We start from the raw sequence: 23,893 nt of genomic DNA on the forward strand, positions 1-23,893 counted from the left end.
ATGGCGTTTTTGCTGGGAATAATAATTTTGGTTATTGGGCTACTTATCTCTATTGGCCTGCACGAATGTGGGCATCTATTGCCCGCTAAGAAATTTGGGGCGCTAGTTCCCCAGTTCATGATTGGTTTTGGGCCCACCCTGTTTTCGCGCAAACGTGGGGAAACCGAGTACGGGGTAAAAGCCGTACTCCTGGGGGGTTACTGTCGGATCCTGGGAATGTATGGACCGGGTGACCCTGATCAATTTGGATACAAACTTGACGGCAAGAAACTCTCGGTACGCCAGGCACGTGCACTGGATCCGCAACAAGCAGACAGCTTGGTTCCTACTTGGTCGCAGGAAGCCCGGGATACCTCGCTAGCTGAAATTCCCCGGGAGCAACGTTCCCGAGCTTTTTATAACCTGCCGGTGCGCCACCGCCTGGTAGTTATGTTCGGCGGGCCAGTTATGAATCTATTCCTAGCGTTCGTACTGATGGGGGTAGCGATGCTGGGAATTGGGATTGCCACTCCCACCACCACCGTCGATAAAGCAGTGTGCCTAAAAGCCGGTCAAGTAGTCGATTGTTCCCAAACAGGAGCTCAGCCTTCTCCGGGAGCTAAAGCCGGGATTAAATCCGGGGATGTTCTACTTGCCTGGAACGGTAAGAAAATCAACAGTTGGGAAGACCTGCGAAAATATGCGCAGGCTACTCGGGGAGATGCTACCGTTTCGGTGCGGCGCGGAGGAGAAGTAATTGACCTTCAGCTTTCCGGGGTGGAGGGGAAAGCCGGCCTCTATGCGCGTTCGGAGCGTCAAAGCACTGGACTTGCCACCTATGGGCAAACCATGTGGCAAATGTTTTACCAAACCGCAGCAGTAGTATTAAAACTACCGGTTGCCGTATGGGACGTAGGGGTTGCGGTATTTACCGACTCCCCGCGAGATAGCTCTGGGATTATGTCGGTGCTAGGGGTAGGGCGCATCGCCGGGGAAATCGGTTCCGCTCCGGCTACCCAAATAACTCTAGCTGACCGCGCGGGAGGAATGCTTTCTCTGCTGGCTTCGTTAAATATGGCGCTGTTTGTATTTAATCTGATTCCGCTACCGCCCTTAGATGGGGGACATATTGCCGGTGCCTGTTGGCAAGGAATCAAGAATGGCTATGCGCGGCTGCGTTCTCGCCCTGCGCCGGGGCCAATCGATGCTGCGAAAGCTGTACCACTCACCTATGTGGTGGCAGGACTGTTGATTGCGATGACAGTGCTGCTGATGGTCGCAGATATCGTTGATCCGATTAGCTTGCCATAGCCTCTTGCGATATTGCTAGGGTTTTTGATCCTAGCTGCATCCAGATGCCCTATAAAGACCGTGGTATTAGCGCAGGTAGAGGGGGAAGGGTTGGGGAAAGTAGGGGTTTAGCGGCTCAGGCGTCATAATAGGAACGTGAGTGTTGAACTAGGAATGCCGGAAGTAAAACCGATGGGTTTCCCGCGGAAAAAAACCCGCAAGATTCATTGCGGAAACGTAGCCATCGGGGGAGATGCCCCAATCAGTGTGCAGTCCATGTGCACCACCAAAACCACCGATATTGGTGCCACCTTACAGCAGATTGCGGCGTTAACGGCGGCCGGTTGCGATATTGTCCGGGTGGCCTGTCCCAGTGCCGATGATGCCCAGGCGCTGCCGATAATCGCCGAAAAATCTACTATTCCGGTGGTTGCTGACATTCATTTTCAACCCAAATATGTGTTTGCCGCGATTGAAGGCGGGTGCGCCGGCGTGCGGGTTAACCCCGGAAATATCCGCAAATTCGATGACCAAGTTGAAGAAATCACCAAATGTGCCCGTAAACATGGCACCGCTCTGCGGATTGGAATTAATGCGGGTTCGCTCGATCCGCGGGTAATGGCGCGTCACGGAAAAGCTACCCCGGAAGCGTTAGCAGAATCTGCGGTTAACGAGGCACGCCTATTCGAGCAATACGATTTTCATGATTTTGCAATTTCAGTAAAACATCATGACCCGATAACCATGATTCGTGCCTATGAAATACTCAGTGAAATGGGGGATTGGCCGCTGCACCTCGGGGTTACTGAAGCCGGGCCCCAATTCCAAGGCACTATCAAATCAGCGACCGCTTTCGGTGCCTTGCTACGTCAAGGAATCGGGGATACCATCCGGGTTTCCCTGTCTGCCGATCCGGTGGAAGAAATAAAAGTTGGCGTTGAAATTTTGCAGTCGATGGGGCTAAAAGAACGCACCCTGGAGATTGTTTCCTGTCCCTCTTGTGGGCGATCACAGGTAGACGTTTGTACCCTAGCCAATCAGGTTACAGATGCCCTTAAAGACGAAATCAAAGTACCGTTGCGAGTAGCGGTCATGGGATGCATTGTAAATGGCCCTGGTGAGGCGCGTGAGGCTGATCTCGGGGTAGCCAGTGGTAACGGCAAAGGCAAGATTTTTATCAAAGGCAAAGTGATAAAGACGGTTCCCGAGGAGGAAATCGTGTCCACCCTGATTGCGGAGGCACATCGCCAAGCCGAGCTGCTAGGTCTAGAAGAAGGCTCCGGCGAAGTCGAGGTAACCGTATAGTCTCGTTAGGCAGGAGCGGGAAAGCCTAAGGGTTCAGTAATGCGCGTGAGCAGATTTTGCCTCACGCCCCGAAATCCGGAAAATGCCTTGGCATTTTCACGGATTTAACGCCCGGAGCCTTCCCCTCGGCATAAATCTGCTCACGCGCTTAATAGCATTCCCCTCTCGTGTCTTTTCCCACTCCTGTAGGGACGGCGCGGTTTAGGTTCCTTTGGATCATCTACTAAACTGGCAAACGTGGCTTACAATATGTCGACTTATTTTGTTAGGACTTTGCGGGAAGATCCGGTAGACGCCGAGGTGGATTCCCATAAACTACTGGTGCGCGCGGGCTATATTCGCCGTGCCGCGCCCGGGATTTACACCTGGACCCCGTTGGGATTGCGCACGATTCGGCGGGTAGAAGCGGTGGTGCGCGAAGAAATGGATCGGATTGGAGCCCTAGAAGTGGCTTTCCCGGTACTTTTGCCACGCGAACCTTATGAAGCGACCAACCGTTGGGAAGAGTTCGGGTCTTCCCTGTTTAAACTGCAAGACCGCAAGGGGGCTGACTATCTGTTAGCACCCACTCACGAAGAAATGTTCACCCTTTTGGTGAAAGACTTTTATTCTTCTTACAAGGATTTGCCGGTCGTCCTTTACCAGATTAAGGAAAAATATCGGGACGAGGCGCGTCCTCGGGCAGGCCTGATTCGCGGACGCGAATTCATTATGAAGGATGCCTATTCTTTCAATATCGACGATGAAGGGCTAGAGGCTTCCTATCAGCAACAGCGTCGCGCTTATCAGCGGATTTACTCGCGGCTGGGGCTCGAGTTTGTGATTTGTTCCGCGATGGCGGGTGCTATGGGAGGCTCCCGCTCGGAAGAATTTATTTTCCCCTGCGCCATTGGGGAAGATACTTTTGTGCGTTCGGAAGGTGGCTATGCCGCCAATGTGGAGGCCGTGACCACCATTGCTCCGGAGCCGCAAGATTATTCGCAGGTTCCCGCCGCAATTGAACGTAAAACCCCCGGTGCACACACTATTGAAGCGGTAGTAGATTACTCGAATGAGCATTTTCCGCGCGAAGATGGTCGCGCCTGGACTAAAGCGGATACTTTGAAAGCCTTCATGGTTGCCGCCACCTATGCGGATGGCAAACGAGAAGTACTGCTGCTGGGAGTACCCGGGGATCGTGAAATCGATATGCGCCGTCTCGAGGCCTCTTTGGGAGCTGACGTAGAGATGGCTACCCCGGAAGATATGGCTGCTTACCCCAATATTGTTCCCGGATTTACTGGCCCGACCTGCGCCGGCCCCGACCATCCCGATAGGAAACTAGACGAGGACGGAAATATCTCCGGAAGCCCCCGCCTGCTCCTGGATCCGCGAGTAGTGGAAGGCACTGAATGGATCGCGGGTGCCGGCAAAGAAGACACCCACCTTTATCACCTGGTGGCCGGTAGAGATTTCCATGCCGACGGGTTTATTGAAGCCGCCGAAGTTCGGGATGGGGATCCGGCTCCCGATGGTTCTGGAACTCTACAGACTGCCCGGGGAATCGAAATTGGGCATATATTCGCCCTCGGAAAGAAATACTCTAAAGCCCTGGGGCTTAACGTGCTGGATCAAAATGGGAAATCCCAAGTAGTGACCATGGGATCCTATGGGATTGGGGTCTCCCGGGTAATGGCGGCCATTGCCGAAGAATATCATGATGAGCTTGGGCTAAAATGGCCAACCAATGTGGCTCCCTTCCAGGTACACGTATTGGTAACCGGTAAAGGGGCAGAACTTTTTGAGGCTGCGCAGACGCTGGGAGACCAGCTCACCGCGGCTGGGGTCGATACTTTGATTGATGACCGCAAGAAAGTATCTGCCGGGGTAAAATTCAAGGACGCGGAACTACTTGGTATGCCCTGGTTGGTAGTAATCGGGCGGGGAATGCAATCTGGAACCGTGGAAGTTCGTTGCCGTGCCACTGGTGAGCGTCAAGAAATCGCCTTTGCGGACGCCTTCCAATTCCTAAGCGACAAGGTGCGCAGAGATCTTGAGGAAGCAGATGCGCGGGCAGAAGCATTTTCACCCGCCAGCTTGGTGGCAGGCGATTCTGATCAGCTGGTGCGTGGAGAGGAATAAAAGTGGCTTTTAGAGATATCAGAGTAATTGGTGACCCGATATTACGTACCCCCTGCGAACCGGTGGGTGAAATCGATGAACATATAAAACAGCTAGTAGAAGATCTGCTGGAAACTGTGGATGCCGATGGACGCGCCGGGCTTGCCGCCAACCAAATTGGGGTGGGGCTACGCGCTTTCTCCTGGAACATTGACGGGGAAATTGACTATATTTTGAATCCGCGTTTAGTGGCGGTATCAGAGGACGAATATCAAGACGGTGATGAAGGCTGTCTGTCGGTGCCGGGATTCTACTTCCCTTGCCAGCGTGCCTGGTATGCGCGTGCCGAAGGAATTGACTTGGATGGCAAGCCGAAGGTGGTTGAGGGCGAAGAGCTGATGGGACGTTGCATCCAGCATGAATGTGATCACTTGGATGGGCATCTCTACCTTGATCGCCTGGATCGGTTAACGCGTCGGAAAGCTTTCAAAAAGATCCGCGAAAAAGGCCTGTAGCTACTTAAAGTTCAGTTTCCTTTTGGGTCGAGGTCGGGGAAAGTACTCGGGGGACCCCGGTGAGCCTTGCTGCGCTCGTCTCAAGCCCCCTCTCGCATCTTTCCCCGACCTCGCCCATGCTAAGAGCCTGGTGGTTTTAAGTTAGCGCGAGGGCTGGGTTTATCCTCCTGCCCAAAACTCGAAAAATACCCGAGCCTTTTCGAGTTTTACGCCCGCCTAGCCTGCTCGGACAAATATAGCCCCCACGCCTTGGACATCCCCTCCTCACAAAACAACAGATGTAACATTAGCCTCAGTGGTCACAACATTGCCGGTCAGGGGCTTTTAGGCTTGTTGAAACTCGCTATCGAGGGCAAAATGGATAGTGAGACACCGCGTGTCATCACTCTTTGAGGCGCATAGGCCGTTGGGGAAGACGAACCTTGCGAACACTAAAGGAGAAGCGATGAACAAGGATTACACCCGCGGTGTACTTTTCGTACACTCATGCCCTCGTGCGCTTTCTAGTCACGTGGAATGGGCAGTTGGCGCAGTTCTAGATCAACGCGTCAACTTAGAGTGGACAGAACAACCTGCGCAACCGGGAATGTTCCGCTCGGAATTATCCTGGGTCGGGCAGATTGGTACTGGCGCAAAACTCGCCTCCGCCTTGCGCGGCTGGGAACACTTGCGTTTCGAGGTAACTGAGGACGCCTCGGTGAACAATAACGGGGGACGCTGGTCATATACCCCCGATCTGGGAATCTTCCATGCCCAGACTGATGTGGTGGGAAATGTGGTGGTGCCCGAGGATCGGGTGCGTGCTGCCCTTGCTCAAGGAAGCCAAGAAGAGCTGCGACGTTTGCTGGACTTGGCGCTGGGAACCGCCTGGGATGAGGAGCTCGAGCCTTTCCGCTACGCGGGAGCGGGCGCGCCAGTGCGCTGGTTGCACCGGGTGGGATGAGATGGCTTTAGATGCTGATGCGCTAGCCGCGCTCGCTGATTTTGGTAAAAACCTGCCTGGTGGCTTGGAGGGCGAAAGTGGGGGAGAGGGCGAATGTGCTCCTGCCTCGGAATCTGAGGCGGTTTCTGAGGAAAGTGGGGATAGTGACGCAGGTGCGTCCTCGGGAGAAATTCCTTTCGCCTGGGAAAACTTTAGCGGCGACCCGGCAGTTATAGTCTGTCTTTTAGAGGCTGTTGCCTCGGAGATTGAATGCGACCCTGAGAGTTTGCTGCCAGAGACGGAGCTGAGAGCGCAGCTAGATTTCGATGATCTGTCACTATATGCGGTAGTGGCGCGGCTCGAGGGGGAGCTGGGCGAAAAACGCTCCGACACCCAGATCACGGAATGTAAAACTTTGGGTGAGTTGGCGCGCCTTTATCAAAATCAATAAAAACAAAACTGTGAATTCGGTGCCGGGAATTTATTACTTTTTTAAATGAATAAAATTTGGCATTTGGGCGTGTCGGAGCTTTAATGTGGATAAATCTGAGCTAATTTTAAAAATACAATAACCTAACATCCTTCCGGCGAGAGGAAAGATTTTCCTCTCGCCGGATTATTTTTTGTATTTCTCGCTTTGTTTTTAAGGCTTACGTTTTGCCCCAGTCTTCCCCCCCCCTAGATTCTCGGGCTGTTAGTTGGCGGTGGTGGTAGCTAACTATTGCTGCGCATAATTGCTAGTAATATCATTCTTAGAGCTATATAATAAATACGTGTATCTTTTGTCTGGGGGTATCACTTCGTACCTGGCATTTCACCGATGCGCCACATATAGGAAAGTGAGAAGTTCATTGACTACAAGTGAAAGGAAAGATGATGAATACTCACAAGGTTTTGATTGCTGTTGCTAGCCTAGGTTTGGCGTTTGGTATGTCCGGGTGTGCCTCTAGTGCTCCTAAGGCGGCGGGTGCTCCGGTACACAAGATGCCCACTGTTTCTCAGATGGATAAGGAGCATCAGGTGTTGCTTTCTGAGCGGCGTTCTAAGGCGGCTAAGTCGTATGCGGCCAAGGTGAAGGCGGAAAAGGAGGCTGCGGCTAAGGCTGAGTCCGGTGAGGGAGAAGCCGGGGCTGGTCCCTCTGCTGGCACTCAGGCAAGCGGTGGCTACCAAGCTGGCGGTGGATATTCTGGCGGTGGATATTCTGGTGGCGGATACTCTGGTGGCGGATACTCTGGCGGTGGTTACTCTGGCGGGGGATACTCTGGCGGGGGGTATTCCGGCGGAGGATACTCTGGCGGGAGATATTCCGGCGGGGGTTACTCCGGCGGGGGTGGCGGAGGTGCCTGGGATTGGGCGTCAAGCTACGACCCCTGGTTTGACGATGTGAAACGCAACGAAGCAAATACTCCCCCTGATAGGCCGGGGACTTGCACCATGATTGGTGACGAGGTGTTCTGCAAATAGTTCTAACTTAATGTTTAATGCTTTCAGCCCTAGCAATCTGCTAGGGCTGAAAGCATATTTGCGGGTTGCATAACCAAGGCCTGCAGCCGCGAACCGTCGCCACAGGGGGGGCTTGGTACGCGAGCTATTCTTTTCTCTGCCTTGGCAACCTCTAACTGCTCTTTTGTGCGAAAAGACCCGTGTACGCATAGCAAGTATTGGAGGAAGGTCCTCCGGAAAGATTGCGTTAAGAAAGAGGGTAGTAATGGCTAAAAAGAAAGTCATTAATTCTTTACTGACGGGCGCTCTTGCGGCTACGGTGGGGCTTTGTTCCCTGGCGGCTCCGGGAGCTGCGTTTGCTGGCGACCCGGAAACTGGTGGTGGCACCGGTGCTCTAGATGGTAAGGGCGGGGATGCTTCCGCCTATGTGCTAGTCGCCGGGGACAACTATGCTCGGAGAGAAGACCCGATGCAGGGTTGGGGGCAGGCCTCCACTAACTATTGGGTTGACCAGATCGCTGGCCGTTTGGGCGGGTCGATGAACCGGGCGGATGTGCAAAAATACGCCGATACAGCCTGCAACACCGCTATGAGTAAGGCGATTGCGCGTTCTAATGGTCAGGCTAAGAAAGCCCGCGTAGTCGGCCTCTATATGACTCTTGGTAAGGCCGGGGGGCAATGGATTTCTTGGAACGTTGCCGGGTCTTTGTTTGTTGACCGTTGGGACCCCACCTGGAATAAGGCTAACGCTTGGAACAAATTCACCGGTTACACGAGTAAATATCTTAACAAGGTTTATGATGCGGGTTTGACTGAAGCGAAGAGAGTTGCGGCAGCTAGCCCGTTGGGGGCTAGGTCGGTTTGTATCGCGTTAAACGAGTTCGAGCCGGAAGGATACAAGCTGAAAGTTGCTACCGCCGCCCAGGGGGCGCCAGGGGTTGCAGGAGGCACCCAGGGGCTTTATGACCAGGTTCGTACCACTGCGGAAGGGTCTGGGCCGGTCGAAGACCTGAAAGCCTCGCTGGTGCTTAACTGGGATGGATTCTATGGGGGCAAACCCAAATCCGTCACCAAAACGATGGATATTAAGAGCGTGGGCACCGCTAACAGCCCCACTTTCACCCCGAAAGACTTCGGCTGGAACAGCTGGGCAGCAGGCAATACGCTTCGCTAAATTAAATAAATGTAGGAACGGCTAGGAACTATCCATCGGTACTGATACGTCAAGGTGGATAGCTATCTTTAATCAGCTTTTATCTGCTCAGAATGCACCATTTCTGATAAACGCTCGCGGAGGGCTTCGGCGTCGCCGAGGGCGTCGTAGACGGCGTCCTCGGAAAGGACGCCGCGCGGCAAATCTTCCGGCAAAAGCCCCTGGTTGTCGGCTTCTAAATCCTCCCACCAGTCTTTCCCGGAATAATACTTATCTAAGGCGCGATAATCATCCCACATCTGCTCGTAGGTATCGAGGGCGCCCTCGACAGTTGCAATCGCGTCATTTAGGCGCACCAGCGCCGCCTCCATCTGAGAAACCCGTTTCCCTGTCTTTGCAGAAGCTTCGGCTTTTTCCATAGCGTTATCCTCCCACACCCTGCCGCTTCCTGCTTATTGAGACTCATACGGGATGGTGGTACCAGTGCATCAGAAACAAGGAGTAAGTCGCAGAAAACCGGGGTTGTTCATGTCGGTAAAATAGCAAAAAGTTGGGGGTGCTCACCGTGCGGTGAGCACCCCCGGATGCGATTGGTGTCAGCTATTACTGTTCGCCAGAAGAACCGGCATTCGGATTCAACAGGTCATAGCGCTTTACTGCTTGAGAAACCACTGAACGATCCGGGAGAATCCCGTCCTCATTCAAAGCCTCCAAAGCCTGAACCACCAGGGACTCCGCGTCGATCAAGAAGTGGCGACGTGCGGCGGCACGCGTATCGGAATACCCGAAATCAGAGGCACCCAAGACCTTATAGCGTCCCGGTACCCAAGGGCGAATCATATCGGGAACCAGATGGTCATAATCTGAAGTCGCAACAACCGGCGCGTTCGCATGGCGCAGCCGCTGAGTAACGTAGGGTAGGTGATAGTCTTCATCCGCATGAATCAGGTTATGGCGATCGCATTCCATGCCATTTCGGCGCAGCTCATGCCAGCTGGTCACCGACCAGACCGCAGCATCAACCCCCCAATCCTGCAACAAAAGATTTTGCGCCTGCAACGCCCAAGGAACCGAAATCCCTGAAGCCAGTAACTCTACCTTCGGGCCGCCATTTTCATAGTGGCCAGTCAAGGCATACATGCCACGCAAAATTCCCTCAACATCAACTCCCTCGGGTTCTGCCGGCTGTTGAATCGCCTCGTTATAAACCGTCAGATAGTACATGACGTTCTGGTCACGGCCATCGGAGCCATCCCCATACATTCGTTGTAGCCCGTCACGAATAATATGCCGCAGTTCGTAAGCGTAAGCCGGATCATATTGCACAAATGCCGGGTTAGTAGCAGCAATAACCGGGGAATGTCCATCAGCATGCTGCAAACCCTCACCGGTCAAAGTGGTACGTCCCGCGGTTCCACCAATGACAAAACCCCGCGCCAGTTGATCTCCTGCCGCCCAGAACTGGTCACCCGTCCTCTGGAAACCAAACATCGAATAGAACAGGTAGAAGGGAATCATCGGTTCCCCGTTAGACATATAGGAAGTACCCGCAACCTGGAAAGCAGCCGCCGCACCAGCCTCGTTAATCCCGGGATGTAGAATCTGGCCATCCCGCCCCTCCGAATAATGCAGCATCAAATTTTCATCGACAGCGGTGTAATTCATGCCCAGGGTGTTATAAATCTTCGCCGAGGGGAACATCGAGTCCATCCCGAAAGTGCGCGCTTCGTCCGGAACAATCGGTACAATCCGTTTGCCGAACTCCTCATCTTTCAAAAACTCTTTCATTAGGCGCACCAGCGCCATGGTGGTAGCAACTTTCTGCTTGCCGGAACCGCCTTTGAGTACGTCATAAACTGTAGGATCAGGCAAAGAAATCTGCATCTGATTGCGTTCTTTAGGACGCGAAGGTAAGAACCCGCCCAACTTTTCCCGCCGTTCAAACATATATTGCAAAGAAGGATGATCCTGTGGGGGACGGTAATAGGGAGGTAGCTGCGGATCTTTCTCCAGTTCCTCATCTGTAATTGGAATATGCAACCGATCCCGCAGCGCCTTCAAATCTTTCAAAGTCAGCTTCTTCATCTGGTGAGTAGAGTTGCGCCCCGCGAAAGTCTCACCCAGCACATACCCCTTAATAGTGTGCGCCAAGATTACAGTCGGCTGCCCCTTATGCGTCATCGCTGCATGATAGGCAGCATAAACCTTGCGGTAATCGTGACCGCCTCGCCGCAAATCCCAAATCTCTTCGTCGGTCCAATCCTCCACCATTTTCGCGGTGCGGGGATCGCGTCCGAAGAAATGTTTGCGTACGTAAGCGCCATCATTGGCTTTGAAAGTCTGGTAGTCGCCATCCAGGCATTCAGTCATAACTTTCAGTAGTGCATGGTCGTGATCCTTGGCCAGCAAGCGATCCCAACCGCGCCCCCAAATCACTTTGATAACGTTCCATCCGGCGCCCCGGAAAAATGACTCTAGTTCTTGAATGATCTGTCCATTACCGCGCACCGGGCCATCCAAACGCTGCAGGTTGCAGTTGACCACAAAAGTAAGATTGTCGAGCTTTTGCTGTCCCGCCAGCTGCAGCATCCCCCGCGATTCTGGTTCATCCATTTCCCCATCACCCAGGAAAGCCCAAGTGTGCTGGTCAGAGCAGTCTTTTATGCCTCGGTTAGTTAGATAAGTATCAAACCAAGCTTGAGTAATCGCCTCGGCCGGTCCTAACCCCATCGAAACCGTGGGGTATTCCCAAAACTCTGGCAGGTGGCGAGGATGCGGATAAGAAGGAAGGCCGTGCGGTGCCTGCGATAGTTCCTGGCGGAAACCATCCATATCTTCCTCAGATAGACGTCCCTCTAAAAATGCACGGGCGTAAATACCAGGGGAGGCATGGCCTTGGAAGAAAATGTGGTCGCCCCCACCTGGGTGCGACTTACCTCGGAAGAAATGGTTAAAACCCACTTCGTAAAGAGTGGAAATCGAGGCATAGGAAGAAATATGGCCCCCCACGTGAACCCCTGGGCGTTGCGCTCGAGTCACCTGTACTGCCGCATTCCAACGCATCCAGCGGCGATAGTCGCGTTCGATACGTTCATCGCCAGGGAAAGTCGGTTCATCATGCGGCTTAATTGTGTTAGTAAAAGGTGTATTCAGGTTAGCTGGCACTGCCACGTTTTGCTCACCCGCAGCAGACAGCATCCGAAACAAAAGATCACGAGTGCGCTCCGGACCGCGTTCTTTAATCAGATAATCCAATGAATCCAGCCATTCGCGGGTTTCTTGGGGATCAGGATCCGGTAGGGCAGTAGCTAACTGGTGTATAGAATCCAGTGATGCTTTATTTTCGCTCATAGGTTTCGTTGCTCCTCCAACAGAAAAGACCATACGCACCCAATTGTTATCTATTTCCGTCGCTTTCGCTACTGTTCCCCACAAACGCAAATAACATCCCTGGCGCCAAGCCTGCAGGAAATAAAGGCGTGACAGGGTTCCCATTTGCCACTAATCCGCTTCAAATTTCTTCTACCAGAGAAAATAGGGGATGGGAGGGATGGGGAAAGAATAAGAAAATAGAAAAAATAGGTAGATCAGAGCGCATTTATCTCAAACGTAGCCTACGCGTTTCCTCCTATTGCTGGAATCATGTAACTTAGAGAGCGTGGAAACCACGCGCGAAAGGCATGAGAGTTCCCTATCCGTTTCAGAGATGGGGTTTAAGAAAGAACAAGTCATTCAGGAATTTGGTTGGGACGAGGATGTCGATGAAGATCTTCGCCAAGCCGTAATGGATCAAATCGACGATGATCTCCAAGATGAAGATTTCACCGCGATGACTGATGGCGCCCTGATCTGGTGGCGCGATGACGATGGCGATGCTGATGATCTCTCCGATGCGTTGATGGACGCGATGGGCAATATGGATCAAGGAGGATTGATCTGGGTGCTCAGCCCGATTGCTTCCGATCCCGGTGCTGTTGACCCGCGTCTAATCGAAGAGGCCGCAAAAACAGCAGGGATGAATCCCACCACCTCTGATGTGATTTCTGCACATTGGGCGGGCACCCAAATAGTTTCTCGCGGTCGCTAAGCGGCAGAGATTTCCTCCGGTAACTTCAATAATCAAACGTCACCCCAGGCGGAGGCGGTTTAGCTAATCCCTGATGGGATTGCGTGCCGTTTCCTCTCTCTCACTGACAAGCTAGCTTGCCGTTCGAGTTCTTCTGGTGTTAGTAATCCCTGGCGGGATTACACACAATTTCGTCGCCCTCACTAATACGAAAACCCGAACGGTTTTCGTACCGTTCGGGTTCCTCATTGTGCTCACAACACTTCGTGCTGCGTGCCGTTTCCTCTCTCTCACTGACAAGCTAGCTTGCCGTTCGAGTTCTTCTGGTGTTAGTAATCCCTGGCGGGATTACACACAATTTCGTCGCCCTCACTAATACGAAAACCCGAACGGTTTTCGTACCGTTCGGGTTCCTCATTGTGGGCCCAGAGGGACTCGAACCCCCGACATCCACGGTGTAAACGTGACGCTCTAACCAACTGAGCTATAGGCCCTAGACCTGTTAAAGAATACCTAATAGCGCGGGATAAACAAACTTCTTGGACTGTGAGATGTGTCGAACCTGGTCAGCCAAGTCCCCAGAGAGATTCCACTGCCCACATTTTTCAGCGGCCTTTTGCAGCTAACGCAAGGTCATGGGAAAATGAAGTAAGCCCAGAGCACCAAGGGAGGCGGCACAAATACCTGCGAAAACCGAAGTAAGCAAACAAGACCTGGACAGAGCCTATGACCTGGTGCGCCGCGTGCGTGACCGCAGTTTGAGTCAATATCAAACTGATGGCTACCAGGGAACCGTCCCCGAAAAATCCGCACGGTACTATCCGGAATCAAACACCCCTAAAGAAGGCCTCGAGCTGCTGGATTGGGCCAGTACTGCCCTGACAAAACAAAGCTCTCACGGTGGGGATTTCTCCCGAAAATTACGTGAAGAATTTCAACGGACAAATGCCTCGGATCTGGATATATCCGAGGTTGAGTATCGGCGGGTACAGTTAGAAAAAGTTTTCTTAGTCGGTATCTATGATTCGGATCGCGCCGCTGCTCAACAGTCCCTGACCGAACTAGCGGCGCTCGCCCAAACTGCAGGGGCACAGCTGGTAGGTGCGGCCTTACAGCGACGCAGCGCCCCAGACGCCGCAACTTTTGTAGGACGCGGGAAAGCTAAGCATTTAGCCGAACAGGTAGCGGTGCTCGGAGCCGATACCGTGATCGTAAATGCGCAACTACAACCTTCCCAGCGGCGGGGATTGGAAGACCAAGTCAAAGTAAAAGTGATTGACCGCACCGCCGTTATCCTGGATATTTTTGCCCAACACGCCTCCTCCCGGGAAGGTAAAGCCCAGGTGGAGCTGGCACAATTGCAATATCTGCTCCCTCGTCTTCGCGGTTGGGGACAGTCAATGTCACGCCAAGCCGGCGGGCGTGTATCCGGCGGCGCCGGAATCGGTGCGCGTGGACCGGGGGAAACGAAACTGGAAACTGACCGTCGGCGGATTACCAAGCGAATTGCAAAACTGCGCCGAGAAATCAAACAAATGAAAAAAGCCCGCGACACTAAACGTGAGGGGCGCCTCAGCAGTTCCTTGCCCTCAGTAGTAATCGTAGGATACACCAATGCCGGTAAATCCTCCCTACTAAATTCCCTGGTAGATGCAGATGTAATGGTGCAAGATGCCCTATTTGCTACCCTGGATCCCACCGTGCGACAAGCGGAAACTCCCGACGGGCGCACCTACACTTTGTCTGACACCGTAGGTTTTATTGACGAACTACCCCATGAACTGGTGGAAGCTTTCCGTTCCACCCTGGAAGAAGTTGAATACGCCGATGTAATCGTGCATGTGGTTGATGCTAGTCACCACAACCCCGTCCAACAGGTAGAAACCGTGCATGAAGTGCTCGCAGATCTGCCTCATGTCTCCCAAATCCCCGAAATAATCGTTCTGAATAAAGCCGATTTGGTAGATGCCCTGCACTTGCGGGCACTGCAATCCGTAATTGAGGGAGCAATCCCGCTATCTACCCGCACCGGGCAAGGGGTATGCCAGTTGCAGGCAGCCATCGGTGAGGTGCTTCCGCCACCCGCTAAACCCATTGACTACGTGATTCCCTACGAGCAATCCGCGCTGGTAGCCCGGTTGCACGAGGAAGGTATCGTGGACAAAGTGGAATACTTAGAAAACGGTACCCACGTAATCGGACGTGCCGAGCCCGCCCTCGCCCAAGCCATCCTCGAGGCGGCGACCTAGATGGCCGTGCCCGGATCTTCCCCGTTATTAGCCACCGCAGATACCGGCAAAGGCGGGGGAGTCAAAGACGCCCAGGCGGCGCGAAAAATCCTCAGTACCTGCATCAGTCAAATCGGCGGAAGTGAACGTGCCGAACAGGTGCAAATGTGCAATCTGGTAGCTCGTTCCTTTTCCTTGCCAGGTAGCCAGTTGGTAGGGGCGGGAACCGGTACCGGAAAATCCCTCGCCTACCTGGCAGCAGCTTTCCAGCAGGCGATTGAACATGGGAAGAGAGTAGTAATCTCCACTGCGACCCTCGCTTTGCAACGTCAGTTGCTCACCTGCGATATTCCTACCGTAGTTGGCGCCTGCCGAGAACTCGGATATCCTCCCCCTACGGTTGCAGTGTTAAAGGGCTGGTCAAATTATATTTGTCGCTGGAAGCTAGCGGCTCCAGAGGAAAGCGAAGGACTGTTTCCTAGCTACGAGGCGGTCGACTATTCTCCCAGCAATATTGGTAAACAGTTGCAGCGCCTGCGGGAATGGGCAGAAGAAACCGAAAGTGGGGATCGCGATGAACTTGAACGGGGAGTTTCCTTAACTGCCTGGCAGCAAGCTTCGATTTCCCCCAACCAGTGTCAAGGGAAAACTTGCCGATTTTTCACCGATTGTTTTCCCCGGGATGCCCGTCTGAAGGCAAAAGATGCCGATATCATCATCACCAACCATGCATTACTATCCATCGAGGCACTCACCAGCGCGGAATTATTGCCCGAGTTCGACCTCTTAATCGTGGATGAAGCCCACGAACTTCCCTCCCGCGCCCGCTCCCAAGCCTGCGTTAACTTGTCTGGTAGCGGGGTAGAAAAAGTGGCGCGCGGAGTGAGTAAACATTTTCACCTGCCGGTCACCGCCTTGGAGCAGGCAGCTAAAAATTTTTCGAAAGTCATAGAGGAAATGGGAGAGGGGGAACTTATTACACTACCCGAAGAACTAGAGAGAGCCTTGACAGCTCTCCAAATAGAATTATCCGACATAGCCGGGGAAGTCACCAGTAGCGCCGGAGAGGATGAAAAGCGAGTAAAGCAGCGCATCGTCCTCGCCCAGATAGAAGAGGCTCTAGATGCTTGTGAGATTATCGCGGCTTTCGATCCGGAAAAATCGGCAGCTTGGGTTGCGGAAGAAAAAACCGGGAACCATCGCCTGTACAGTGGTCCCCTAGATGTGGGCGGCGATTTGTATGCCCGCCTATTTAAAGGGCATTCATGCGTGCTGACCTCGGCAACTATGCAGCTTGGAGGCTCGTTTGCGGTAATTGCCACGCGTTTAGGTTTTCGGGACAGCCACAGTTGGCAAGGTAGTGACCTGGGAAGTCCTTTTAACTATCCTAAGCAAGGGATTTTATATGTCGCCGCCGATTTGCCGCGACCAGGCCAATCGGGATTGAGCGTTGAAGCCTTGGAAAGAAGCTTAGAACTGGCCAAAGCATCTGGGGGAGGGGTTCTAGGGTTATTTTCCTCCTATAGAGCCGCTGAACAAGCTGCTGACTATTTCGAGGAGGATGGGGACTTACAAATATTTCTGCAAGGACAAGCGCCGATAAATCAGCTGATAACTGACTTTGCTGCCAGCAAAAGATCCTGCCTCTTTGGTACCCTTTCCCTTTGGCAAGGAGTGGATTTACCTGGCGATAAATGTCGTCTGGTGCTTATCGATCGGATACCTTTTCCTCGTCCTAATGACCCTTATATTTCGGCGCGTACCCGGGCAGCCGAGGCCGCCGGACGTAGCGGATTTTCTGAAGTTTCCCTTTCTCATGCTGCCTTGCTCTTGGCACAGGGTGCCGGGCGGTTAATACGCACCCGCAGCGACAGGGGAGTAGTAGCAGTGTTAGATCAGCGCCTAGCTAGAGCCCGATATGCTAATTACCTGCTGAAATCGTTACCTCCGTTTTGGCGAACCACTGATTATCAGACCGTGCTGGGGGCGCTAAAGCGGCTCGAAACCTCAGAGACAGCAGAACAGTAAAAGCCACAAAAACTAGCCAAACGGCTAAGCTACCTAGCCAATTGAGTTGTTTGTCACCAAAAAATCCCGCTGTGAACCAGGTAGCTTTAGAAATAGCAGATAGATTTCAGCCGCAAGGAGAAACCATGTCCAAAGAACGTGCCAATTCTCTCTACCCCGCGTCGATGCTTACACGGCGTTCAAAAGTTGGGATTGTAGGTGCCGGATTCGTAGGAACCGCCCTCGCCTATGCTTGCCAAATCAAGGGGGCGGCGCGTGAAATCGCCCTCTTTGATATCAACAAAGCCAAAGTTGAGGCGGAGGCGCTCGACCTAGCGCATGGGATTCAGTTCACTCCCGCGGCTTCGATTTCCGGATCGGATGATGTGGAGGTACTTCGCGATTCGGATGTAATTGTGATTACCGCGGGTCCACAGCAAAAACCGGGGCAGTCGCGCCTGGACATGGTGCAGGCGATGGTAAACATCATGAACTCTATCTTGCCGAAGGTGCTAAAAGTCGCCCCTGACGCCATCTATATTCTGGTGTCCAATCCAGTAGATATTGCCACCTATATGGCTTTGAAAATGAGCGGATTACCCTCCCATCAGGTGTTTGGTTCCGGTACAGTACTGGATACTTCTCGGATGCGCTACTTAATCTCCCAAGAGACTGGGGTAGCAGTTCAAAATATTCATGCCTATATCGCCGGTGAGCACGGTGACTCGGAGGTACCTCTTTGGTCCAGTGCCGAGATCGGCAATGTGCCCCTGTCCCGTTGGGGAGCGACGATAAATGGGGGGATCTTTGATGACAAGCTGCAAAAACGTATCTCGAAAGATGTAGTGGAATCCGCCTATCGGATCATTGAAGGCAAAGGAGTCACTAACTTTGCGATCGGACTTTCCGTCACCAATATTATTTCTGCAGTTATGCGCGATGAAGACAGAGTGTTGACGGTATCTTCCCTGCTCGATAACTGGAATGGGATTTCCGGGGTATGTATGGCGGCTCCTACTTTGGTAGGACGCTCCGGAGTCGGGCGAGTATTAGATCCCCCAATTACCCTGGATGAGCGTGATGCTCTCACTCGTAGTGCCCAGAAACTTGCTGCGGTCGCTAAATCAGTTGGGCTCTAAGCAGAGGGAGTTGAAAGAGGCTTTAAGAAAGGGGAACTTCCCAGATAACTTTTAACCCTCGGGGTGAGGCCGGCTGGATCATACAGATTCCGCCATGACGGCGCGCACGACTTTTTAGATTATCTAACCCCGAACGTCTGGTAACTGTGGGGTCAAGACCATGTCCATCATCGGTTACCTCTACGCGAATAGAACCATTAGTACCCATCCCACTAATGGTCACCACTACTTGCGCTGAAGATGCACCCGCGTGACGCGCGGTATTGGATAATGTTTCACGCACTACCGCCACCACATCGTCGGAAATATCATGCCCTACCCGCTGATCGGTCTCTTCAATCAGGATTTCTTCGTGGGTGGGATCGTTAGCAGACAGGGTCTCGCCATCAATATTTAAAACAAAAGACGGGGCGAATCCCAGCAGGCGCCGTGCCAGTGAGGCTTCTCGACGTAGACGTTCCACTAAATCTACTGCCGCATCCGGTTCCCGCAAATTGTGCACGATGGCGCGGATCTGTTTCACCGAGTCGTCGACGCTGGCAAGAGCATCTTGCATTAAAGACTCTGCACGTGCCGAATCAAGATTAGCGCCACTGGCAAACGCTGCGCGAATACGTTCCAATTGCATACCGGTGGCAAATAGTTGCTGAATTGCCAGGTCGTGAAGATCTTCACCAATTTTTGCGCGTTCATCCAGCAAAGTAGCGATATCGGCCGCATGCTTGGCTCCGGCAATTTCTAAAGCCAAAGCCGCCTGGGTCGCAACCTGTTCAGCCATTTCTAATACTGCAGGATCAAACTCGGGTTTTCCCGGCCGCCGCAGTAGTAACAAAACTCCGATGGCATGGGAGCCGGCCAGGAGGGGAGCATACAGTGCCGCCCCGAATTTGGCTAACTCCGGTACCCGCATAGTGGTTGCCCTTGCTAAGGAATCAACGAGTAGGCCTTGGCCTTCTGCCAATACCGTGCGTGCCCGTCCGTGGGGAGGAAAGGTTACCCCGATTAGGTCGGAGGCCGCGTATCCAGAAGCAATTTCACACACCCAAGAATCGCCCACGGAAGGTAGCACCAGGAGGGCAGTGTCTGCATCTGCTACCTCTCGTACTGATTGGGCAATGAACTGTAAGGCATCCTCTTCATCAGTTCCCTCTAATAAAATCGTGGTTAGCTGTTGCGATACCCTGGTCCAGCGTTCACGGGAACGTGAAACTTCGTAAAGACGAGAATTTTCTACTGCCACCGCCGCTAGGGTAGCTAGCGCTGACACAAAAGCTAAGTCTTGTTCGCTGTAGCCGTCAGGACGGTTGCACAGATAGAGGCGGCCATAAACCTGTTCATGGATACGCAGCGGCACCCCCAGGAAAGAAATCATTTCCGGATGGGCAGGTGGGTATCCGGTGAAACGGGGATCAGAGTGCAAATCATTACAGATAATGCCGTTGTCCACGGGGATCTCCCCGATTATTCCGCGACCGATGGGGGGATGTCCCAGAGATTCGCACTCAGAGACGCTAAGCCCGTGGATATAAAAAGCGCTGGTTTCCCCACGTGATCCCAAGATAGATAACGCCCCATAGGGGGAGGAGGTGACCGCGCAAGCCTGGTCGACGAAAGCCTGTAAAACTTTATCCTGTTCCAGGTTTCCCATCAGCTGCAGTACTGAGGAAATCAGTTGCGTGCTATCTGCTGGCAGCGGAGAATGCTGCCCCGATTCATTATTTAATACGGGAGGGATATCCAGTGGGGAAGACGCATCAGAATTTTTGTTTCCACCACCAAAAGAAGCAAAAATAGCGGAGTTATTGCCAACTGGAGTTGGTTGGTTACTAAAAGACATCAACTTGCTCCTGTCGCAGACTCCAAGCATATCCTTGGTGACTTTCCAACAGTTCCCTGTGGGTACCTTGGGCTACGAAAGTTGCCGGCTCATCCGGGCTGCCATGTGGTTTATCCATGATAAACACTCTATCCGCCTGGTCGAGGGGGGTTAGACGGTGAGTTACTAGAATGACTCCGCGCTGATGTTCCGAGCTACCTGCACTTAATAAATCACGTAGTAGAGCATCAGCAGTTTCTGGATCCAAGTGCTCGCCCGGCTCATCCAGAGCTAGCAACGGAGCTTTAGCTGCTAAGGCACGAGCCAGCAGGATACGGCGGCGTTCCCCACCAGAGATAGTGGTTGCTCCCGAGCCTAACTCGGTTTCGATACCGTCTGGTAGCGAGGAAAGCCACTGGCCTAAACCGGCTTCTTTCAGGAGTTCTTCGCTCTCGGAGACTGAAAGTTGTCCGTTAGCCACCCGCAGATTCTCTAGAATACTGGTTTCAAAAATATGAGCGTCCTCGGGAGTAATCACGAAACTAGCAGCAGCCTGCGTACGTGGTAGAGAAGAAATATCTACTCCGTCAATTTTTACGCTCCCAGAAACTGGTTTTAGCAGACCGGAGAGAGTGTAGAGTAGGGTAGTTTTCCCAATACCGGATTGCCCCACAATCGCCAGGTGATCTCCGGGAGCAAGCCGCAGATTAATCCCCGCTGCCACCACTGGGCCACCCGGCCAGCCGATAGCTAAATCTTTGGCCTCTAAAATGCTCGGTCCGGTCGCTTGGAGATTTCCTGTCAGTATCTTTTCGGATTCTTCATCCGCTTTCACCTGTTCTTCCGGGGGTAACATGTTGATAATCCGCAGTGCCGAAGTCGCTGAAATTACCAGTTGCTGGGCGGCAGATCCCAACTGGGCGGTACCCTCAAAAGCGGAAAGAGGGGTAAGTGCAAGGACTGCTAACATGACCTCGGGGATTGATTGCTGATTAACTGCAAAAATCCCGAAATAAGCCGCCATAATCACCGACATCAGCATCCCAAACATGTCGATAGCCGCTGCCCAAGCTGCCGGTTTCGCAGTAGCATCTTTTGCTTCATAAAGTTGGTCTTCTAGATCGGATAAGCCGGCAAGTACCTGTTGGGTTTGCCCATCAACCGTGATTTGGGCAGCACCATCAACAATGGTCATCGCCACTTCCGAAATATGGGAACGGCTTTCAGTTTCCCGGCGCTGGGCAATCCGGGTAGAGCGGATAGTAAATAGTGGTCCTACTACTCCTGAGAGCAACAGTCCTAGAGCCAAAAATACTCCAGCACGCCAATCCACTAGGGAAATCCCAATTACGGTGATAATCCCGACGATAGTGGCCACCATTGCTGGTAGCAGGCTTTTAACCACGAAATCACCAATATTGTCAACATCGGTTCCCATCCGGTCGAGAATATCTCCGCGGCGCAAACTGGCGATACGGGCAGTATCCGAATGCGAAAGTGTCTTATATAGGTTAGTGCGCAGAGTGGTCATTCCCGAGACTCCCAACTTATGAGAGGCTAGGCGCTCTAAGTAACGAAATACTGCTTTGGAAATTCCAAAGAAACGCACCGAGACTACTGCTACCTCGAGGTAGAGGACGGGTGGCATTTGCGAGGCACGCGCAATCAACCAGGCGGCGGTAGCACCCAGGGCGATCGAAGCTCCCAATCCCGCGACACCCAAAAAACAAGCGAGGAATAAAGTTGTTGGTTTTAGTGCTAAAAGTTTTATTGCCCGCTTTAAAGCCTGACGTTCCTCAGCAGTAATGAACCAAGTTTTCATGCTATGCCAACCCCCGGGTAGAGCCTAAGAATTCAGGAATCTTCGCTTCACTGGCTCTGGCGGCCTGTGGCTGGCTATCTTTATATTTCTCGGCTTCTTCGGCGGTGAAAGGAAGCGAGGAAATCGGTATTACCTGGTCAGCTAACTGAGCCAGTTCCTGGCGGTGAGCAATTAAAACCACGGTTTTCCCCGTTTCTTTCAACTGCTGGACTACCTGTGCCACTTGCGCCACCAAATGAGCATCTAAATGAGCGGAAGGTTCATCGAGTACGATCAACTGTTTGGTAGAAAGCAAAGCTCGCACCAGGGCGAGACGTTGCCGCTGACCTCCTGAAATACCTTCCCCACCTGCTCGTAAAAAGGTATTCCAGCCGTCCGGTAGCTTTGCTACTACCTCCTCAAAACCAGCTAGACGCGCTGCTTTACGAACTTTTTCTCCGACATTTCCCTGGGGGAAAAGCTCGTTTAGATGGGAGGGGCTTTCGGCAATGTTTTGCGCCAAAGTTCCGGGTAATAGTAGCGGCATTTGCGGTAGCCAAGAAGTTTGCTCCCACCAAGAATCTGGAGAAACCTCATCTAAATTCCTGGTTTTACCGGAGGCGTCGGTTAGGGTAATGCTGCCACGGTCGCTCGAGAGTTGTTTTAACAGAGTCATAACCGTAGTAGTTTTGCCTTCCCCGGATTTCCCAATCAGGGCGGTGATAGTGGCTGGTTTAATCTCCATTTTAACGGCATTAGGCGCCCAAGCTCCCCGCGCACGCATTCCTAGATCCGTGATAGTAATAGTGGTTTCTTTTAAGTTAGGAGCTGGTTTATCTCCACTGGTAGCCGGAGCGGTTTCCAGAATTTCAAAGGCAGATTGCGAAGCCGAAAGCCCATCAGCGGAGGCATGGAAGAATTTGCCGACTTGTCTTACGGGTGCATATACCTCGGGAGCTAGCATGATTGCGATTAGGCCGGTATAGAGATCGAGGCCGCCAGCCACCATCCGCAAGCCGACGGTAACCGCCACAATTGCTACCGAAAGAATCGAGATGAACTCTAGGACGGCGCCTGATAGGAAGGCGATTCGTAAAGTAGCCATAGTGGTTTGGGTATAAGTTTTACCGATGGAGGAAATCTGTTTTTCCGGCCCCCGGTGTCTGCCCAGGCTCTTTAAAGTTGCTAACCCGGCAACTAAATCTAGAAGTTGCCTTCCCAGATGCTGCATAGTGGCCAGACGGCGATCTGATGCACTCTGGGTCATCAGCCCGATAATCACCATGAATATTGGAATCAGAGGAATAGTTATGATTGCCACGAGTGCCGACCAAAAATCCATAATCGCCATCACTAACAGTACTAGGGGAGTGACTGTGACTGCCAAGATTAATTGCGGAATATAGTCCACAAAATACGGTCCCAGTTTTTCTAGGCCACGGGTAGCTAGGGTAACCGTGTCAGTCCCCTTACGTGCTAACCAGCGCGGTCCGAGTTTTAAACAATGTGCCAGCACTTGGCCTCGTAGTTCCCTAATCGCTTTTTTTGCGGCTTTATGCTGATGATTGGAGCGGAAATAAGTAAGAGCTACCCGCGCCAAAGATATAGCGGCCAGCCAAAAAGCAAAATGGGCGACTTGGTCCCAGGGCTGGCGCAACGATATCACCGGAGAAATTAATGCCGAGATTAAAAAGCATTGGGCAACTACTAGTCCTGCTTGCATAATGCCGGTTATTGCGGTGATAGCAATGGCTAAACGCGCCGACCGGGCATATTTAAGCAGTCTCGGATCAAGTGGTTTCAAAACAAGTGTCCTCCCTGCAATTTATGGGACTATTTTCCCACACGAACCTGAAAACTCTAAACGCGCAACCCTAGCTAGTTACTAAGCGCGGGAGAGGGATTTCTCCTCCCACGCTCATTCCGGGTCTGGGTGGAAAAAGCACTCAGTACGAAGGTGCGGGGACTGGGGTAGAAAAAGTACTCGTGGGATCCCGGTGACCCTCGCTTGCGCTCGGCTCAAGCCCCCTCTCGCATCTTTTTCTACCCCAGTCCGGTTACTCCGGCTGTGGGCGGGGGGGGGGTAGGTTTTATCCGAGTGGGCGCGGTGGGCATAAGAATTCGGAAAA

The 23,893-nt window shown here is 52.7% G+C and carries 17 protein-coding genes and 1 tRNA gene; 12 read left to right on the forward strand and 6 right to left on the reverse strand.

The features are described 5' to 3' along the window. From EFB02_RS07095 to EFB02_RS07130, 8 genes are all read left to right on the forward strand, one after another. Positions 1–1,290: a M50 family metallopeptidase gene (locus EFB02_RS07095; protein ID WP_122820892.1), complete on the forward strand. Its 1,290-nt coding sequence runs from the start codon at positions 1–3 to the stop codon at positions 1,288–1,290. Positions 1,291–1,443: 153 nt separating this feature from the next. Further along, positions 1,444–2,574 (forward strand): flavodoxin-dependent (E)-4-hydroxy-3-methylbut-2-enyl-diphosphate synthase, encoded by a 1,131-nt coding sequence (gene ispG, locus EFB02_RS07100; RefSeq protein WP_122820893.1) that lies wholly within the window; start codon positions 1,444–1,446, stop codon positions 2,572–2,574. Positions 2,575–2,811: 237 nt separating this feature from the next. Next, positions 2,812–4,695, forward strand: a complete 1,884-nt coding sequence (locus tag EFB02_RS07105) for a proline--tRNA ligase (protein ID WP_122820894.1) — start codon at positions 2,812–2,814, stop codon at positions 4,693–4,695. Between the two features lie 2 nt (positions 4,696–4,697). Continuing rightward, the gene (def, locus tag EFB02_RS07110) at positions 4,698–5,189 is read left to right on the forward strand and encodes a peptide deformylase (protein ID WP_122820895.1); all 492 of its coding nucleotides are present in this window, start codon (positions 4,698–4,700) and stop codon (positions 5,187–5,189) included. Positions 5,190–5,634: 445 nt separating this feature from the next. Beyond that, positions 5,635–6,132, forward strand: coding sequence for a DUF3145 domain-containing protein (locus EFB02_RS07115; RefSeq protein ID WP_122820896.1), 498 nt, complete (start codon positions 5,635–5,637; stop codon positions 6,130–6,132). Position 6,133: 1 nt separating this feature from the next. Continuing rightward, positions 6,134–6,562: an acyl carrier protein gene (locus EFB02_RS07120; protein ID WP_160115396.1), complete on the forward strand. Its 429-nt coding sequence runs from the start codon at positions 6,134–6,136 to the stop codon at positions 6,560–6,562. Positions 6,563–6,987: 425 nt separating this feature from the next. Next, complete coding sequence (locus tag EFB02_RS07125) at positions 6,988–7,575, forward strand: hypothetical protein (protein WP_122820898.1); 588 nt, start codon at positions 6,988–6,990, stop codon at positions 7,573–7,575. Positions 7,576–7,819: 244 nt separating this feature from the next. Further along, complete coding sequence (locus tag EFB02_RS07130) at positions 7,820–8,728, forward strand: hypothetical protein (protein WP_122820899.1); 909 nt, start codon at positions 7,820–7,822, stop codon at positions 8,726–8,728. Positions 8,729–8,796: 68 nt separating this feature from the next. Here the strand turns inward: EFB02_RS07130 and EFB02_RS07135 are convergent, their stop codons facing one another. Together EFB02_RS07135 and aceE are read right to left on the reverse strand one after the other, a co-directional pair. Beyond that, a complete protein-coding gene (locus tag EFB02_RS07135) occupies positions 8,797–9,126 on the reverse strand; it encodes a DUF4298 domain-containing protein (protein ID WP_147471053.1) in 330 nt (109 codons plus the stop codon). A gap of 184 nt (positions 9,127–9,310) precedes the next feature. After that, positions 9,311–12,058: a pyruvate dehydrogenase (acetyl-transferring), homodimeric type gene (aceE, locus tag EFB02_RS07140; protein WP_122821049.1), complete on the reverse strand. Its 2,748-nt coding sequence runs from the start codon at positions 12,056–12,058 to the stop codon at positions 9,311–9,313. Between the two features lie 307 nt (positions 12,059–12,365). Here aceE and EFB02_RS07145 point away from each other — a divergent pair, with 307 nt between their 5' ends. Beyond that, positions 12,366–12,794, forward strand: a complete 429-nt coding sequence (locus tag EFB02_RS07145; protein ID WP_234992776.1) for a DUF3052 domain-containing protein — start codon at positions 12,366–12,368, stop codon at positions 12,792–12,794. A 399-nt stretch (positions 12,795–13,193) separates the two neighbouring features. On the opposite strand, the gene EFB02_RS07150 is transcribed toward EFB02_RS07145, so the two are convergent. Next, positions 13,194–13,267, reverse strand: a tRNA-Val gene (locus tag EFB02_RS07150). A gap of 249 nt (positions 13,268–13,516) precedes the next feature. On the opposite strand from EFB02_RS07150, the gene hflX reads away from it, so the two are divergent. From hflX to EFB02_RS07165, 3 genes are all read left to right on the forward strand, one after another. Beyond that, positions 13,517–15,022, forward strand: a complete 1,506-nt coding sequence (gene hflX, locus EFB02_RS07155; RefSeq protein WP_234992777.1) for a GTPase HflX — start codon at positions 13,517–13,519, stop codon at positions 15,020–15,022. Next, complete coding sequence (locus tag EFB02_RS07160) at positions 15,023–17,029, forward strand: ATP-dependent DNA helicase (protein ID WP_122820902.1); 2,007 nt, start codon at positions 15,023–15,025, stop codon at positions 17,027–17,029. A 125-nt stretch (positions 17,030–17,154) separates the two neighbouring features. Beyond that, positions 17,155–18,147 carry an L-lactate dehydrogenase gene (locus EFB02_RS07165; protein WP_122820903.1) on the forward strand — a complete coding sequence of 331 codons (993 nt, stop codon included), beginning with the start codon at positions 17,155–17,157 and terminating at the stop codon, positions 18,145–18,147. Between the two features lie 22 nt (positions 18,148–18,169). Here the strand turns inward: EFB02_RS07165 and EFB02_RS07170 are convergent, their stop codons facing one another. The 3 genes from EFB02_RS07170 to cydD are packed head-to-tail and all read right to left on the reverse strand — an operon-like array spanning position 18,170 to position 23,568. Then, complete coding sequence (locus EFB02_RS07170; RefSeq protein WP_234992778.1) at positions 18,170–19,984, reverse strand: GAF domain-containing sensor histidine kinase; 1,815 nt, start codon at positions 19,982–19,984, stop codon at positions 18,170–18,172. Further along, entirely contained in the window at positions 19,974–21,785 is a 1,812-nt protein-coding gene (cydC, locus tag EFB02_RS07175) for a thiol reductant ABC exporter subunit CydC (protein ID WP_122820904.1), read from the reverse strand. The genes EFB02_RS07170 and cydC overlap by 11 nt, the downstream gene beginning before the upstream one ends. Position 21,786: 1 nt before the next feature. Continuing rightward, positions 21,787–23,568, reverse strand: a complete 1,782-nt coding sequence (cydD, locus tag EFB02_RS07180; RefSeq protein ID WP_200831573.1) for a thiol reductant ABC exporter subunit CydD — start codon at positions 23,566–23,568, stop codon at positions 21,787–21,789. Between the last annotated feature and the right edge of the window lie 325 nt (positions 23,569–23,893).

This window comes from Varibaculum vaginae (genome assembly GCF_900604285.1).
GTDB lineage: Bacteria > Actinomycetota > Actinomycetes > Actinomycetales > Actinomycetaceae > Varibaculum > Varibaculum vaginae.

Excerpts from the sequence above, each read along its gene's own strand:
- EFB02_RS07095 (WP_122820892.1), top strand. The coding sequence starts at position 1 with ATGGCGTTTTTGCTGGGAATAATAATTTTGGTTATTGGGCTACTTATC.
- ispG (WP_122820893.1), top strand. The coding sequence starts at position 1,444 with ATGCCGGAAGTAAAACCGATGGGTTTCCCGCGGAAAAAAACCCGCAAG.
- EFB02_RS07115 (WP_122820896.1), top strand. The coding sequence starts at position 5,635 with ATGAACAAGGATTACACCCGCGGTGTACTTTTCGTACACTCATGCCCT.
- EFB02_RS07120 (WP_160115396.1), top strand. The coding sequence starts at position 6,134 with ATGGCTTTAGATGCTGATGCGCTAGCCGCGCTCGCTGATTTTGGTAAA.
- EFB02_RS07125 (WP_122820898.1), top strand. The coding sequence starts at position 6,988 with ATGAATACTCACAAGGTTTTGATTGCTGTTGCTAGCCTAGGTTTGGCG.
- EFB02_RS07130 (WP_122820899.1), top strand. The coding sequence starts at position 7,820 with ATGGCTAAAAAGAAAGTCATTAATTCTTTACTGACGGGCGCTCTTGCG.
- EFB02_RS07135 (WP_147471053.1), bottom strand. The coding sequence starts at position 9,126 with ATGGAAAAAGCCGAAGCTTCTGCAAAGACAGGGAAACGGGTTTCTCAG.
- aceE (WP_122821049.1), bottom strand. The coding sequence starts at position 12,058 with ATGAGCGAAAATAAAGCATCACTGGATTCTATACACCAGTTAGCTACT.
- EFB02_RS07160 (WP_122820902.1), top strand. The coding sequence starts at position 15,023 with ATGGCCGTGCCCGGATCTTCCCCGTTATTAGCCACCGCAGATACCGGC.
- EFB02_RS07165 (WP_122820903.1), top strand. The coding sequence starts at position 17,155 with ATGTCCAAAGAACGTGCCAATTCTCTCTACCCCGCGTCGATGCTTACA.
- EFB02_RS07170 (WP_234992778.1), bottom strand. The coding sequence starts at position 19,984 with ATGTCTTTTAGTAACCAACCAACTCCAGTTGGCAATAACTCCGCTATT.
- cydC (WP_122820904.1), bottom strand. The coding sequence starts at position 21,785 with ATGAAAACTTGGTTCATTACTGCTGAGGAACGTCAGGCTTTAAAGCGG.